Here is a 15679-nt window from a genome sequence, read left to right on the forward strand (position 1 = left end):
ATTTTAATTGAAGGCTTTGGAGGTGTTCGAAGGAATTAAAGTTTTGCTTAAGAGATAAATTAAGATGGAAAAAATAATCGCAATATTCCTGTTACTATTACTAGCTTTCAATGTTGAAGCAGCATATGTTTTTGGAAAAGCAGAATATTGGGATGGCGATCCAGCTGTTGATATTGATATTTTTGCATTGCTTTATTCTTCTCCAACGCCAGTATTTTCATCCACGGATTCGATCGGGAATTATTGCCTTACTATTGATTTGTTGCCCGGCATGAGTGATTCGTGCTTTATTCTTTGTTCTTCTCCTACTGGTTTCAATTCTATCCCAGAGTATTATCTTGAATATGTCGGTTACGAGGATACCCTCTCAGATTTGAATTTTGTTCTTCGTCCCGACAGTATCCCGATTTTCGAATTAACTGTTTGGACTACGGATTCCTCAGGAGACGCATTTCAGGGTGTTGAAGTTGCATGTTGTCTTGATGGAGATTCTTCTTCGTTGTTGATTGATTCTACCGATTATGGCGGGAGGGTTGTTTTTTCGCTAACCGATGAAGGGGATTATTTAGTTACTGCCAAACACGGTGGCTATTTTAGCGTTCCAGGAGTGGATACAATATTTCTGGGAGCCACCCATCCCTTAGCTGAAACTCGTTTTATTATGATGGATTCGATTGTTAGTTCGCCTTATTGGTTCGTGATTAATGCACTAGATTCACTGGAGAATCCTGTCGAGTCATTATTTGTTGAATGGAGTTCTGAGGTTTCGCCATATTGGTATCCTGTTTGGACCGATGCTTGCGGTTTTGCAAGCATCAGTTGTCCATCGAGGGGATTATATAATCTTAGAGCGGTATATCCCCATCCAGATTTGAATGTCATTCCCGAATCTACGGCAGTTATACTGACTTCACTAGAGCCTGTGGATACAGTAATTTTTAGGATTATAAGTGATACTACATCTATAGGGGAAGCTGCGAGGCCGGCAAAAATGGCGATTTACGCCTATCCGAATCCTTTCAATTCGGCAGTGAAAATTACTATCAATGCACCTGAATGTCCGATGGGAATATCCTCCAGTGTTGCTTTGGGAATTTTTAACTTATCTGGTAGGCAAGTCGCCGAATTATCCGACTGCTGCACTGTAGATGATTATCATATAGTATTAAAAAAAGGGTCCACACAGTTGCCCTCTGGGGCCTTAGAATTCACATGGATGCCTGATGAAACAATGACATCCGGTGTCTATCTTGTTCATGCCAGGATGGGTTGCAAGAGTGTTTACAAGAGGCTTCTCTACTTGAAATAGCCAAATATATATTAAGACTTTTCTGTTTTTTTCTCGATAAGCTTTACCATAAATCTTGTATGCTACTTTGCTAGTAGCAAAGTAGCGCTAGTTTTTTAACTCTATTCTTAAGAGAATGCGCTAAACTACCGTATAATAAGGATTTGCTTGATATAAAATTGATGTAAAAAAGAAAAAAAATCTCGTAAATGAAAAAAATACATTGACATAAGCGGTAAACAGATTTATAAGTTTCATTAGTGAAAGGCGTTCAAGAAGTTAGAGCAAAATTGAGGATGAAAACTAGATTAGCACTCATAGGATTAACGAGTCTTTTTGTCTTGATGTTTTTCGGTTGTGCAACAACCGAATTGCATAAAAAAGCATCGGTAACAGAGGGCATTCTCGAATACGAGGAACAGTCCAATCCTGCCTATGAGCTTCTTCGTTCTGCCGAAGGTGCTTATGCGGAAGGCGTTGTTTATAACATGAAGCGCGATTGGGATTCCGCACGCGCTTATTTTGATGAAGCTCTTCGTCTTATCGCTCAAATAGACGCAGCCGACGATGAGGATTTATCGACTCTTACTGACCTGTTATTGCGTGAGATAGCTTATGATTATCGTTTTGCTCTTGCTCATACAGATAGCCTAGAAGTCTCCGCAGCTCCTGTAGTTCTCTCGGCTGCCCTCGAGGGTTTGGCTTTAACTGATTTCACTAAACAGCGTCTTGCAGAGCTTGCAGGAGATCTTCCAAAGGCATTAATGGGAGAGTTCGATATTCCGGTAGTTTGGAATGACAAAGTCAAGGAGAAGATAATTTACTTCCAAACGGATGCCCGCGAACCATTTGGCGAATGGCTCAAACGAAGCGGTCGATACATCCCTATGATAAAAGAGATACTGGCTTCAAAGGGATTACCTTTAGACCTAGCTTATCTACCTCTTATTGAATCGGGATTTGCTCCAAATGCATACAGTTGGGCTCATGCGGTAGGTATGTGGCAGTTTATTAAATCTACTGGGCGAATGTTTGGTCTTGACGTAAATTGGTGGCTCGACGAACGGCGCGATCCGGAAAAAGCAACGATTGCCGCAGCGGATTATTTCAATAGACTATATAGGAAATTCGGTAACTGGGAGCTTTGTCTGGCTGCATATAATTGCGGTGATGGCAGGATTAAGCGCACGATAGAAAAGCAGGGAACTGATAATTACTGGGAACTGGAGCTGCCCACTGAAACAAGAAACTATGTTCCGCTATATCTTGCGGCCTTGATCATAGCCAAAGACCCAGAAGCCTATGGCTTTTCATCCGAATACTACAAGCCCTATGAATATGAAACAATCGAGGTTAATGATCCAACGAATCTGGATATTATTGCTCAATGCACCGATACGACGCTTTCCTTTATTCAGATTTTAAATCCCGAAGTGCTTCGATATTGCACACCTCCAGATGCAACATCGTATGAAGTTCGTATTCCCGAGGGCAAAGCCCGAGATTTTCCCACAAGATATGCCGCTATACCCGAGAGAGAGAAAACGGTGTGGGCGCGGCATCAAGTTAAAAAAGGCGAAACGCTTTCTGAAATAGCCCTTCATTATAGCACATCGGTGGGTCTTTTAACAGATGCGAACAAGCTTCGTAGTGCACACAGATTGAGAATAGGACAGGAGCTTATTATACCTGTTTCGCCATCGGCTACGAAGAGTCTTGCAGCTAAAGGAGCGTCACCATCGGCGGTATTATCGAATAAAACGCCGGTGTCGGTTTCATCTTATCATGTAGTTAAAAAGGGAAATACGCTTTCCGAGATAGCGAACGATAACGGAGTTTCATTAGAAGAATTGCTCATTTCTAATTCGCTTAAACGAGGCGCTGTGATAAAACCGGGAATGCGCCTTAGTATCCCTCGAGGAAAAACAAAAACGACCTATACAGTCTGCTCGGGCGATACACCTTCGACCATAGCCGCGAGGTTTGGTGTTTCGACAAACGAACTACTTAAATGGAACTCTATCAATCGTAAATCGACGATTTATCCCGGTCAAAAGCTAACTGTTCTTGCAAGTGAATCACAGAAAACACCCAAGGGTAAAATTGTTCATACTGTTCAGAAGGGCGAGTCTTTATGGTCTATAGCGCGCCGCTATGATGTTCACGTGTCTAATCTAGTTTCATGGAACGGTCTATCCAGCAAAAATGTAACGCTTAGTATAGGTCAGAAGCTCAATATTATCGGCGATTCTCCGGCCTCTTACGGCGGATACACCGAAAACAGGAAAAAAATTACATATACAGTTAAGAAAGGTGATAATCTTGGCAAGATCGCTGGTCAATATAGTGTCACAGTTGAGGCTATACAGCGTTGGAACAATAAAAAGAATACACGCCTCCAGATAGGGGATAAGCTTGCCATATATACCGATGAGGCTTCAGCTACCGATGTCGGTCCCGAGACAGAATTAGTCCACACTGTTAAATCCGGTGAGACGCTTTCTACTATAGCTCTTCATTACGGTGTTTCAACCTCGGATATCAAAGCACAAAATTCGAAGTCTTCAGATAAAATAATTGTCGGCGAAAAATTGAATATAAGAACTTCGACGATTAATAAGGAAAATAATAAGATCACTGTTCATACGGTGAAATCCGGAGAGACTTTAAGTCGTATAGCCGCGAATTATAGTGTTCGCGTTGCTGATTTAAAGGAGTGGAACAACAAAAAAACAGATGTTTTAGCGATAGGAGAGGAATTAGAGATTCATGGCGTTACTTCTCCGGTGGTTTCGCCATCGAGAAAACTAAAAACTATACGGCATTCAGTTCAATCTGGGGAGAACATGAGTCAACTTGCTGTCAAATACGATGTTAAGGTTAAGGATATAATGAAATGGAATGAGAAGACGTCTTCGAATTTAAGTATAGGGGAGGTATTGGAAATAAAAACCCTAGAAGGTCTTACTGGATTTGGAGGAGGTTCGACTCTTCTCACACACTGTGTAAAACAGGGCGAAACGATTTGGGGTATTGCCAAAAAATATGGCACTACTCCCGATGCTATATTAAATTCTAACTCTAATATAAATCCCAATCGCTTAAAGGTGGGAGATATTTTAAAGGTTAAAATAAAATAAAAATTTGGAAAAACTAAAAGATTGGAGTAAGATGGGTGCAGAAAGAGCTAATGTTGTGACAAAGGCCGACCTTGTGGAACGAGTAGCCGAAATGACTGGCTTCACTAAAACTGAAACATCGGTTATTTGCGAGGGTCTTCTCACAGCTATTAAGGAAGTTATGTATGAGGGTTCGAACATTGAAATTCGGCGCTTTGGAACATTTAAGTTAAAAGCTCGCAAACCAAGAATAGCTAGAAATCCACGGACGGGAGATCCAGTGCCAATTACCGAAAGGGTAATACCGGTTTTTAAGCCGAGCAAAGCCTTTAAAGCAATGATTCCTCAGAAATAAGGATGAAGAGTTATAAAAAACCATCTAAGTCGTTAAAGCTCAGGAGAATAAGTTTTATTGTTCTCCTTTGCTTATCTGTCATCTCCATTTTATATGGAGTAAACCTTGGGGATTTCGAGGAAGTATTGACGAATGCCTCAATTCTATGCCTTTCCTGTATAGGGATCGGCTAATAGCATATCTAAAACTATGAAACATTTGTTACTTCGGCGCTTCAGCCAGATAATCGGAACGCTACTTGTAAATTCACACTTTACGGCCTGGGATGGGAATCCTCAGATATACCAAGGAAGGCTGAAAGGTCTTGTTGGGCCTGTGTTAAATTGTTATGCTTGCCCTTCGGCTAAGGTATCATGTCCATTGGGGAGCATTCAACATTTTGCTGCGCTTAAATTAATTCCATTTTATGTTATCGGAATGCTGGCCTCTTTCGGTCTTTTACTTGGCAAGGCTACTTGTGGGTGGATTTGCCCCTTTGGTTTACTTCAGGATTTAGAATATAAATTGGGTAGGAAGCTCAAATTGCCAAAAATCACACTCCCAAAATGGATGAGTTGGGGGAAGTATCTTTTTCTTGTTGGGCTTGTTATTTTAGCTCCTATTTTATCTGCTGAGCCGGGGGAATTTGGGGCGCCCGGAGTCACGTGGTTCTGCAAATTCTGTCCTCAGGGTGCATTTCAGGGAGGTATCCCGCAAGTTTTACTTCATCCTGATCTGAAGGGGCTTTTAGGGTGGCTTTTTACATCTAAGATAATTATATTGGGTTTGTTTATTATTGCGTTCTTGATAACAAAAAGACCCTTTTGTAGAGTATTCTGCCCGCTAGGTGCTATTTTAGGTTTATTCAATAAAGTGAGTCTTTTACAGTTTCGCGTGGATGAAAGCACTTGCACGCATTGTAATCTTTGCAAAATGGTTTGTCCGGTAGATATAAGTATATATGAAGACCCAAATAACTCTGAGTGTATAAGATGCGGAGATTGTCTTGAAGCCTGCAAATTCAACTCTATAAGCGTTGGGACGATTTTTAGTAACGTTGCTCAAAAGGAGACCAAAGATTCATGTTCGGCAGATTAATGTCTTTATGTTGTTTGGCCGTTTTTATACTTTTGCTAGCCTGCGGCGATAAACCTACTCACCCTGATACCGATAAAGGAACACTTGTCGTTCTTTCAGATATTGATGAAGCTTTTGTCTATATCGACGAAATATTGACTTCTTGGACTACACCTGCAGAGATCGAACTCGATGTTAAATCCTATTGTGTTAAGGTAGCAAAAATCGGTTATGTTGTTGATCCTGAAAGCCTTATTGTATCGCTTCAAAAAGACGTAATTGACACGGCGTTTTTCGAGCTTACAGCATCCAGCGATACGGCTTTTCTTAATATTACTGCCAATTACGACTATGTGTCTATTCTCATAGACGGTATTCCCGCCGAGGCATTTACGCCGGCTTTTATACCGATTTCTTCAGGTGGTCATGAGGTTGTTCTGGAAGGATGGGTTTTTGAAGGTTCCTACAGTCAAACCGTATCGACATCTTCGAGTGAGACAACCGATGTTGCATTCGATCTGGAATTTGGTCCGCGAGTTCTAATCGAGGAATTCTCGCATGTCAATTGCACGAATTGTCCAGGTGCAGCGGCATCTGTGCATCAGGTTGTCGAGAATTTTGGCGATTCGGTTGTTTCGATTGAATGGCATCCTCAGCAGTCCGGTGGCACGGATCCCTTTCATGTTGCCAATCCCGATATACATGATGGACGAGTTACATATTATAATTTCGTTGGTATTCCGAAAGTATATGTTGCCGGTAAACCCATAGTGGATCCTTCATCAATATCAGCTATTACCTCCTATGTCGATAATTACATTTCTTATGCAAATGATGCCTCAAAGATTAAGCTTTGGGGTATAGCTAAATCCAACGGTGATGTATTCATTGGAGCGCTTGCAAATGGTATTTCTGTCGAAGGGGTTATAAAGATTGCTGTTGTCGAAAAACATAGAACTTACAGCGATCCGCCGGGTATTAACGGAATGACCGATTTTTATAATGTCCCTATGGAATTCTATTCCTATCCGGTTTCTGGGACAATTGTTTTAGCGGATGGAGAGGCTACTTATATCGAGTTAATCGAAATCGACATCCCGCCTGGAGGGACTCCGGCAGATTATTCATATATAGTTTGGTTTCAAAGAGATATGGACGGAGTCTATACCGAAGGCGAAGATATTCTATGTTCCCCCGGTATTCTTAATTTTTAATCTTGTTCAAGGAGGCTAATGTGCGGTTTATGAGAATTGCTCTGGTTTTATGTTTAGTTATAATAATTACATCTTTTGCTGCGGTAAAGGTGCCTTTCATAGAGAGATTCACTAATATTTCCTGTGGCTATTGTCCAGCTTGTGGTGATACGATAGATGCCATTCACGATGATTATGGAGATGATATCAATGTTATCGAGATTCATGTCGATTGGCCTACGTCGAGCGATCCTTTTTATGTTGGTGCTCCGGAGGCTACTGAAGCTCGCTGGTCACATTATTCCGTAACCGGTGTTCCTTCTGTTGCAGTTGATGGCAAGAAGTTATCTAGTTGGGGAGCCACGAGATCCGAAGTCGTCGCTGAAATTTCAACCGCAACCAATTTGGGTCTCAATGCTGTATTTGCTGACAGCGGTCTTATCGTTACACTCGATGTCGAGGCTTCTATCGTCGGCACAAATAACCGCCTTTTCGTGGCTGTAGCCCAAGATGAAAATTATTTGCCCAGTGCGCCGAATGGAGAATTTTGGATTGGCGACGCTCTTATGAGCATGTTCCCAGATGAAGATGGACAAGTTGTAGATTTATCGACTGTTGGAACACAGGATATTTTCATTCCGATAATTGCGGAAAGTAGATGGGTAGTAGCTTATTGCAGATATGTTGTATGGGTGCAAGACATGTCAGCTGCTACGACAGGTTACAATGTTCATAATTCATGTAATGTAGATATGCCCGATCCGCCATATTTCTTTTCCTTTGAACCGGGTGTTACTAATGGTGTAATATGGGCGGACACAGCTATCGTTGTATTAGGTGACGGAGCTGTAATCGAGAATATGGGCACCAACAGCGACGATTATGTTATAACACTGGATAAATATCTACCTGCCAGCTGGTCGGCAAGTTTCTGCGCGGGATCGAGCTGTTTTCCTGATTCGGGTCTTATAACTTTAGCCGCAGGTGATACAGCCGATGTTGCTATTGATTTTTATCCAAGTGGACCGGGTGTCGGTTCCGTTCAGATTAATATTACATCGCTAAATAGTGGTATGACAGAAAGCGCTGTATATACATTAAGCCATTCTCCAAGTGTTCTCCTCGTGGACGACGACAAGGGAAATAGCTACGAGACCTACTATAGCAACGCTTTAACAAATCTCGGCGAAGTTTTTATGGTTCACAATCGAGAAGAAGGGACTCTTTCTTCCGCCGATCTCGCTGGATACGAGATAGTTATCTGGTTTACTAGCGCGGACTGGAGCGACTTGCTTTCAACCGAAGACCAAACGGCTATCGGCGATTATCTCGATGCCGGCGGCAAGCTGTTCATGTCAAGTCAGGACCTAGGTTACTATTGCGACACTGAAGGAATTAGCTCTTGGTATGGCAACAGATTTAAAGCGACCTATCTTACCGATGATTCTGGCGTCTATAATCTAACCGCTTCATCGACAGGTCCGTTTGCTGGGACCTCACTTGCCCTTTTTACCGGCGATGGTGCAGCATTTACGCCATATCCAAGTACTATTTCGACGACAGGTGGAGGAGTGGAGTGTTTCAATTATAGCGGAACAACAGATGTTGCAGGAGTGATATTCGATGGGACATATAGACTTGTTTATTTTGCTTTTCCCTTCGAAGCCATTAATGGTGAGACTGTTCGTAACGATTTGATGGATGATGTCCTTTCTTTTCTTCGCGAGGGTATGGGGATTTCGGATGGAGTCAATCTTCCAGCGAAACCGCTTATAGTTTCGGCTTCACCAAATCCTTTCAACTCTGCGGTTTCGCTCGAGTTCGAGCTTGCAAAGAAAGCTTCTGTTTCGCTCGATGTTTACGACCTTTCGGGTCGTCATGTTGCACAAATTATTGATAGTGAGCTCGGAGCTGGTCTCCAGAGAGCTATTTGGAACGGAAAATCTACTACTTGTGAAACCTTGCCAAGTGGTGTGTATCTCGTTAGACTTATAACTGAAGAAAAATCTACTACCAGGAAGATACTTCTTGCTAAATAATTTATTAACTTAAAATTCAAGGGAGAGACATGGGAAGGCAAAGAGTTTTAGCTATACTATTGGTGTTTGCTTTGACCGCAATCAGTGCGATTTCTGCTACGAGAGTTCCTTTTCTCGAAAGGTTCACTAATATTTCTTGCGGCTACTGCCCACCCTGCGGAGCTATGTGTGATAGTTTATCAGACTATTACGGCGACCAACTTGCAGTTGTCGAGGTTCATTGCAACTGGCCAAGTTCGGGGGATCCCTTTTATGTTGCCGCGCCAACGGATAACCAATCCCGTTGGACGCATTATGCAGTATCGGGTGTTCCGGCGGTTGCAGTCGATGGAAATAAAATAGGCTCATGGTCTTCCGCTTCTTCCCTGATCTCTTCTTTGCTGTATGATATAGCTGCTCTGGATATAACGATTATCCCCGGTGATATAATTCATGTTCAGGTCAATGTTGAAACACCTATTACCGGAACTAATAACAGGCTTTTTGTCGCTGTGGTTGAGGACAGTAATTACAACCCGACCTCTCCGAATGGCGAGGTATGGGCTAACAATGTTCTTCGGAAGCTTCTGCCTTCAGCGAGTGGTCAACTTATCGATTTAAACACTATCGGTTCACAGAATTTTAGTTTTCCGCTTACTCTCGATCCATCGTGGAACACCGATAACCTGATGATAGTCGCGTGGGTTCAGGACTGGTCGGCCCCAACGACAGCATATAATGTCCATAATGCCCAAATCACGGATTGGCGCTTAATGGGTTATTTTCATAGCTTTGCGGCTGAGCATAACAGGAATATCTCAGAACCGGGTGATACAGCAAGTTTCACAGCTTCGATAGAAAATATTGGAAGCTATGATGATACTTATGCTGTATGGATCGAAACCGACCTTCCAACAGGTTGGACTAGCTGGGCTAAACAAGGTAGCACAACCTTCGATAGCACTGGAATCACACTTTCTAGCTTAACAAGTTCGGAAATAGATGTATTCATAACGCCAGGTGTATCTAGTGGTGGTCAAGGAAAGGTAAATGTTTTACTTAAATCTGAGGGCGATACAACCGCATCGATAGACACGCTTTCGTTCACTGTATTGGCAGGTGGAGACTTGCTATATGTTGCAACTCAGGGGGCTGTGACAGCTACGGGATATTTCCATGATTTGTTTGCCGATAACGGGGTTAATTATCAGGAGTGGTCGATTACCCGGGATGGTTCTCTTCCTGATCTATCAAATGCTCCTTACGATGCAATAGTCTGGCACGATGCTCTTAATTTAGAGGCCTCGATGTCAATTCAAGATAGAAATTCTGTTAAGAATTATCTCGATAACGGTGGTAAAATGCTTGTAACTTCGGCAAGTTGGGCAAGGACTGTCGGGAGTATATTTGACTTTTATTATTTAGCGATAGGTGCTGTGAGTGATGGCATAGATTCCTCTCCTTCATCTATCACTGGAACATATGGAGGCACCGAATTCACGGGTTATACTGCCTCTCTTGGGGGTGCGATAGCAGAAGGTTTTACACCTCAATCGCCCAGCAGAGGGATTCTTAGACTTGGCAGCGGAAAAACCTGTGGCCTTATTCGCGAAACCGATGGCGGTGGCCGTCTTGTGTATATCTCATTTATGCTCGAGGATATTTCTAACTCGACTCAGCGTGATGATTTTTGGGGACGTGTCTTGGAATTTTGGGGTGGTCTGGATGTCGAAGATGTCGAGCTTCCTGAGAATAAAGCTCTTTTATGCGCCTCGCCTAACCCTTTTAATTCCTCGGTGAGATTCGATTATTCTATTAATGAAAGGGCTGATTTAGAAATATTCGATATTTCAGGCAGATTAGTCTTTTCTATCGACTATCTCGAAGCGGGAACTGCCGCTTTCATGTGGGAAGGCTATAATAACGCTGGGATTGAATTACCGACTGGCGTTTATCTTGTAAAATTAACTACAAATAGCGGTTCTACCTCGATCCGCAAAGTATTGCTAGCTAAATAGAATAGGATTTAGTCATGAAAAAACAATTATTCTGTGTGTTAATTTTAACCGCAGTTGTCGTGTCGTGTTTTTCTTTCACGCGGCGATCTTTAGTAGAGATTAATACGAATACTGGTTGCGGATCATGTAAAAGCGCAAATGATTGGTTAGATGAATGGTATCCGCTTCATATAGATGATATATGTGTCCTGCGTTATCATACCAGTGGCCCTGATGCTGCAGATCCATTTTATATTACAAATCAACCGCAAAATAATCAGCGTGCAGGCATGTATAGCCTCGGATTTGTTCCACTTATGATAATTAACGGTGCAAGGCAGGACGATTGGTCGCTTTCAGGTGCTCTTGCAGAATCAGAGGCCGGTGCATACACTCCTTTTGAACTCGAAGTTTTTCCAATAGATACTGGCATTTGCCGTGTTCGTCTTACATGTGAAGACGGCGGTTACGATGATATTCTAAATCTTTGTTGTGTTTTAAACGAAGACACAGCCCATTACGACGCACCTAATGGCCAGACGATGTTTTACCAGACAATGAGATATATGCTCCCCAATCCTTTTGGAGAAGAAATCCATATTGAAGGTGATACAATTATCGAACTCGATTTTGATTTTAGGGAGCTGCTTACATATTGTAGCCGCTATGAAAATTGCTGGTTTACAGTATTTGTTCAGGATTTTACTTCGCCTGATAGCGTGATAATTCAGTGCAACAAGCGCGCGACAGATGATTTGCTCGACTACTTTCATGACATCAAGACCGATCGCTTTCGTGAGCTTGTAGCCCCTGATGACACCACGGTTTTCTATTTCGGTGTTTTTAATTTTGGCCGTAATAATGATCAATACGATGTTTGGTTCGAAGAAGATGTCCCTGATGGATGGATGGTGGATATTCGTTCAGGTGGTGTCCTCTTCGATTCAACTAGAATAGCAGTTTCGAGTGCATCACTGCAAGATTTCGAACTCAGAATGTCACCATGCGGCGATGTTGGTTACGGTGATGTTTATCTTCATATAACTGCTGTCGATGATCCTGAGGCAAGGTTAGAGACCTTCCATTTCAAGGCATATTCGGGTGGAGATATGCTACTTATCTCGAGTAGCGCAGCCACAGAGGATATTCCATATTATGATGACTTTTTTACAGACCATTCCATCGAATATGGTCTTTGGTCGATGGAAGAGCACGGCCTATTACCGGATATTAGCGACCTTGCTTTCGAAGCGATAATTTGGAATGATGGTATCAACCTCTATGATTCGCTTATGATTTCCGATAGGGAAGGAATGATAGGTTTTCTTGAGGATGGGGGCAAGATGCTAATTACTTCGGGATCGATTGGGCGAGATGTAGGTGGCGACCTGGATTTCTACCACAATTGTCTCGGTGTCGATTATGATGGTCTCGAATTCGGTGCTACGGGAGTTATGGGAACATATCCGGGATCGTTCTTTACAGGTTATTCATGCGCTCTCCCCGGTCTGCCTGCAGAGGGTTTCCTAATTCGGGCTGGTGCAGGTTCTGAAGGTATCCTCAGGCTTAGCACAGGGCCTACATGTGGATTGCAGAAGACTTTTACTTCAGGGGGAAAGCTCATATATCTATCTTTTATGTTCGAGTCGATATCCAATGAAGCCGAACGCGATGATCTTTGGAATAGGATTGTTCAATTTTGGGGCGGGTTTAGCATTGATGAACGCTATCTTCCGAAATCGAATTGTATTATTTCTGCCTCACCGAATCCATTTAATAGCGCTGTATCAATAAAGATCGATATCGATGAACCTTCAAAAGGGACTATCGAAGCGTTCGACATGTCGGGCCGCAGGATTGCGGAATTGTATCACGGCATGATTTCTGCGGAAGGTTATACTGTGAGATGGCAAAATCCTGATCTGCCCACAGGATTATATTTTATTCGTGTAAATATAGCGGGTCGATCAGAGGAAGTTAAAACATTGCTCATAAAATAGGAGCCGAAATGAAACGCCTTATTTTTCTGTTAATAGCGCTTTTATTACCAATCCTTCTTAATGGGGAAACGGATTTTGTTTCGACCTTTCCCGATTTTACGCTTAAGAATATAGATGGCAACCCGATTACCCTTTCAGAAGAAACACAAAAAGGGCCGGTAATAGTTACTTTTTGGGCAACGTGGTGCAAGCCTTGTATTAAAGAACTCCGAAAGCTTAACGAGATGAAGGAATTCCTCGATAAGCATAATGTAGCAGTTTTTCCAATAAATGAGGATGGTGCTCGAACCAGAGCTAAAGTTAAGCCTTTTGCAATAAAACAAGGTTGGAAATTTAAAGTCTTGATGGATCCAAGAAACAAGGTTAAGACTCTAGCCGGAGTGGCTGAATTGCCGGAGTTTTTTATAATCTGTGAAGGCAATGAGATTCTATATCGACATTCGGGCTACAAACCCGGGGACGAGGCAGAATATAAAGAGAAAATCGAGGCGTTTTTCCCGGTGTTAGAGGATGACGACAAACAGGAGAATGCAATTGAATAGGCATATTGGCCTCACGATTATCTTGACTTTATTTCTCGGTGTTTTATATGGATTCTCAGTAAACGGGCATAATTCATTGGAGTTTCGTATAGCCAGTTCCGATTCAAGCGACGAGTTTTTTGAGAATCGTTTCGATTTTCGTGTATCCGAGTCCTTTTTCACTCTCGGCGCTCGTTTCGATGCTATGCATCCTTCCAGAAGTTCCGCAGTTACCCGCCCAACTGAAGAGTATAATGAACTTGTTCACCGCTGGGCAAGAGTGTCGATAGACGATATTGAGATAACCGCTGGAACAATAATGGAGTCTTTTGGAAACGGCCTCATCCTCGATGCGCGTGAACGCACGGAAATACAGGAAGATAAACACTTAGACGGAATTTCGTTAGCATTATCGTTACCTTATTCTTCTTTGAATTTTATCGGTGGAATAGCGAATTGGAACGAGCAGGATAATTATACTATCAAAGGGTTGGACTATATAACCTACGAGATTCCATTTGTCAATATCGGTGCAGGATATATTGCTTTCAAAGATAAGCTCGGTGAAGCGGATAGTTTACTTTCAGACCTCGAAGGCGAAATATGGGGTCTGCGAGCCATGCCCGAATTTGGACCATTCTATGGCGAATTCAGTTATTCGAGGATGTGGCGCGATAATATCGAAAGCAGCGATTTTATCGACGGTAACATTCTTTACAGCAACGCCTCCTTCTATTTTGGTCCGTTTGTATTTTTCGGCGAGTTTATTCAAGCGGATAGTTTTTCAGCACGAGGTTATAGTGATGATTCATGGCTAGTTTCGCTTCCTCTTATTGTTCACCAGCCGAGTTATACGCTTATGAGTAGGCATATCCAGGAAATCGATCCAATTAATACTAGAGCTTTCAGCGGTGAGGCTTCATACGGTTTCGATCACGGCGATTTCAGTGTATCGACGGCCTCGGTTGGCGACATCGAGGGGGAGGACGATGCTTATATCGAGGTTTATGGCGAGGCTTATCTCGATTTTGATAGATTGAGCACGCGTATCGTTGTCGAATATCAAGATCTTTCCGGCGACGATAACTCGATCAATGTGGTCCTCGAACCTTTGTGCTATGTTTCTGATAGAGCTTCAATTCTTTTGGATATAGAGTTCCAGACCGGCGTAGAATATGGTGAAGATGTTAATAATTTTTATGGTTTGGGTGAATTATCCCTCTCACCATACGGTTCTGTTGGCATCGAAGGCGGAAAGATTGGAGAGGAGGGCGAAGCTTTCGCTAGGGCTTATGTTGATTTTGCGCTCGGAGAGTCGCATAAGGTTACTCTAGCCTACGGCAAACGCCCTGGTGGCTTCACATGTAGCGGAGGAAGCTGTCGTTTCGAGCCGGAGTTTGAAGGGTTCGAATTCAAACTAGTCTCAAACTTTTAAACTTGAATTTTTTCACTAAAATTTGTGCTTTTCATTGGGGGCTTTTAATGCTCCCAATTTTTTTTCTTGTTTCCACGGTTTTAGGTGATGTTCCTATTTATATAGACTTTGGGGCAAAGAACATTCCAGGTTTTAAGAAACGAGTCGATTTTATCACGAAAGAATTCGAGAGCAGGCTTCAAATAAAATGGGATAGCGATGATACTATTACTATTATAGAGAGGATTTCGAGAAATTGAGCGGAAATGGTATTCCAGATTGGGGAATAGGTGCGGCCATACCAAGTAGGGATGAAATAATACTACTTCTCGATGAAGGTGCAATGTCAGGCAAAGCTTTAGAACTATTAGCGCACGAGTTAGCACACATATTCCTTCATAAGAAAACAGGGGATGTTGTTATCCCACGATGGTTTGATGAGGGTTTTGCACAATGGTGTTCCGGGCCGATGAAGTTTGAACAGTCATCGCGTTTGTCGCGGGCTTTTATTTTTGGGAATACCATACCTCTTGCCACTTTAAATGAGGTAAACGGATGGAACCGAGAAAGCGCCGAATTGGCATACGCTGAAAGCCGTGCTGCTTTCGATATGTTGCTGGAACGGGTTCCAGAATCAACACCTATATACCTTTTTGAGCGTATAAAAGAAGCCGGTGATTTCGAGGTCGGTTTTCGAGATGCCATGGGAATTACAGTT

The 15679-nt window shown here is 42.5% G+C and carries 12 protein-coding genes; all 12 read left to right on the forward strand.

The window, feature by feature from the left end:
• Positions 1 to 64 precede the first annotated feature (64 nt).
• Positions 65 to 1309 carry a hypothetical protein gene (locus KAH81_08040; protein MCK5833604.1) on the forward strand — a complete coding sequence of 415 codons (1245 nt, stop codon included), beginning with the start codon at positions 65 to 67 and terminating at the stop codon, positions 1307 to 1309.
• Positions 1310 to 1584: 275 nt separating this feature from the next.
• Positions 1585 to 4428: a LysM peptidoglycan-binding domain-containing protein gene (locus tag KAH81_08045; protein ID MCK5833605.1), complete on the forward strand. Its 2844-nt coding sequence runs from the start codon at positions 1585 to 1587 to the stop codon at positions 4426 to 4428.
• Positions 4429 to 4483: 55 nt separating this feature from the next.
• Complete coding sequence (locus KAH81_08050) at positions 4484 to 4762, forward strand: integration host factor subunit beta (GenBank protein ID MCK5833606.1); 279 nt, start codon at positions 4484 to 4486, stop codon at positions 4760 to 4762.
• Between the two features lie 189 nt (positions 4763 to 4951).
• The gene (locus KAH81_08055; protein MCK5833607.1) at positions 4952 to 5839 is read left to right on the forward strand and encodes a 4Fe-4S binding protein; all 888 of its coding nucleotides are present in this window, start codon (positions 4952 to 4954) and stop codon (positions 5837 to 5839) included.
• A complete protein-coding gene (locus KAH81_08060; protein MCK5833608.1) occupies positions 5824 to 7032 on the forward strand; it encodes a hypothetical protein in 1209 nt (402 codons plus the stop codon). Before KAH81_08055 ends, KAH81_08060 begins: the two co-directional genes overlap by 16 nt.
• Before the next feature lie 29 nt (positions 7033 to 7061).
• Positions 7062 to 9050, forward strand: coding sequence for a T9SS type A sorting domain-containing protein (locus KAH81_08065; protein MCK5833609.1), 1989 nt, complete (start codon positions 7062 to 7064; stop codon positions 9048 to 9050).
• Between the two features lie 29 nt (positions 9051 to 9079).
• On the forward strand, positions 9080 to 11047 hold the full coding sequence (locus tag KAH81_08070) for an Omp28-related outer membrane protein (protein MCK5833610.1): 1968 nt from the start codon (positions 9080 to 9082) through the stop codon (positions 11045 to 11047).
• A 14-nt stretch (positions 11048 to 11061) separates the two neighbouring features.
• Positions 11062 to 13026, forward strand: coding sequence for a T9SS type A sorting domain-containing protein (locus tag KAH81_08075; protein ID MCK5833611.1), 1965 nt, complete (start codon positions 11062 to 11064; stop codon positions 13024 to 13026).
• Between the two features lie 8 nt (positions 13027 to 13034).
• Positions 13035 to 13568 (forward strand): TlpA family protein disulfide reductase, encoded by a 534-nt coding sequence (locus tag KAH81_08080; GenBank protein ID MCK5833612.1) that lies wholly within the window; start codon positions 13035 to 13037, stop codon positions 13566 to 13568.
• Positions 13561 to 14982 (forward strand): hypothetical protein, encoded by a 1422-nt coding sequence (locus tag KAH81_08085; protein MCK5833613.1) that lies wholly within the window; start codon positions 13561 to 13563, stop codon positions 14980 to 14982. The genes KAH81_08080 and KAH81_08085 overlap by 8 nt, the downstream gene beginning before the upstream one ends.
• A gap of 47 nt (positions 14983 to 15029) precedes the next feature.
• Positions 15030 to 15221 (forward strand): hypothetical protein, encoded by a 192-nt coding sequence (locus KAH81_08090; protein ID MCK5833614.1) that lies wholly within the window; start codon positions 15030 to 15032, stop codon positions 15219 to 15221.
• The coding region (locus KAH81_08095) for a hypothetical protein (GenBank protein ID MCK5833615.1) at positions 15218 to 15679 on the forward strand (462 nt) is incomplete at its 3' end. The genes KAH81_08090 and KAH81_08095, both read left to right, overlap by 4 nt.

It is taken from the genome of bacterium (assembly GCA_023145965.1).
Classification (GTDB): domain Bacteria; phylum UBP14; class UBA6098; order UBA6098; family UBA6098; genus UBA6098.

Coding starts and splice junctions, on each gene's coding strand:
- KAH81_08070 (MCK5833610.1), top strand. CDS start 9,080: ATGGGAAGGCAAAGAGTTTTAGCTATACTATTGGTGTTTGCTTTGACC.
- KAH81_08065 (MCK5833609.1), top strand. CDS start 7,062: ATGAGAATTGCTCTGGTTTTATGTTTAGTTATAATAATTACATCTTTT.
- KAH81_08075 (MCK5833611.1), top strand. CDS start 11,062: ATGAAAAAACAATTATTCTGTGTGTTAATTTTAACCGCAGTTGTCGTG.
- KAH81_08080 (MCK5833612.1), top strand. CDS start 13,035: ATGAAACGCCTTATTTTTCTGTTAATAGCGCTTTTATTACCAATCCTT.
- KAH81_08045 (MCK5833605.1), top strand. CDS start 1,585: ATGAAAACTAGATTAGCACTCATAGGATTAACGAGTCTTTTTGTCTTG.
- KAH81_08090 (MCK5833614.1), top strand. CDS start 15,030: ATGCTCCCAATTTTTTTTCTTGTTTCCACGGTTTTAGGTGATGTTCCT.
- KAH81_08055 (MCK5833607.1), top strand. CDS start 4,952: ATGAAACATTTGTTACTTCGGCGCTTCAGCCAGATAATCGGAACGCTA.
- KAH81_08040 (MCK5833604.1), top strand. CDS start 65: ATGGAAAAAATAATCGCAATATTCCTGTTACTATTACTAGCTTTCAAT.
- KAH81_08060 (MCK5833608.1), top strand. CDS start 5,824: ATGTTCGGCAGATTAATGTCTTTATGTTGTTTGGCCGTTTTTATACTT.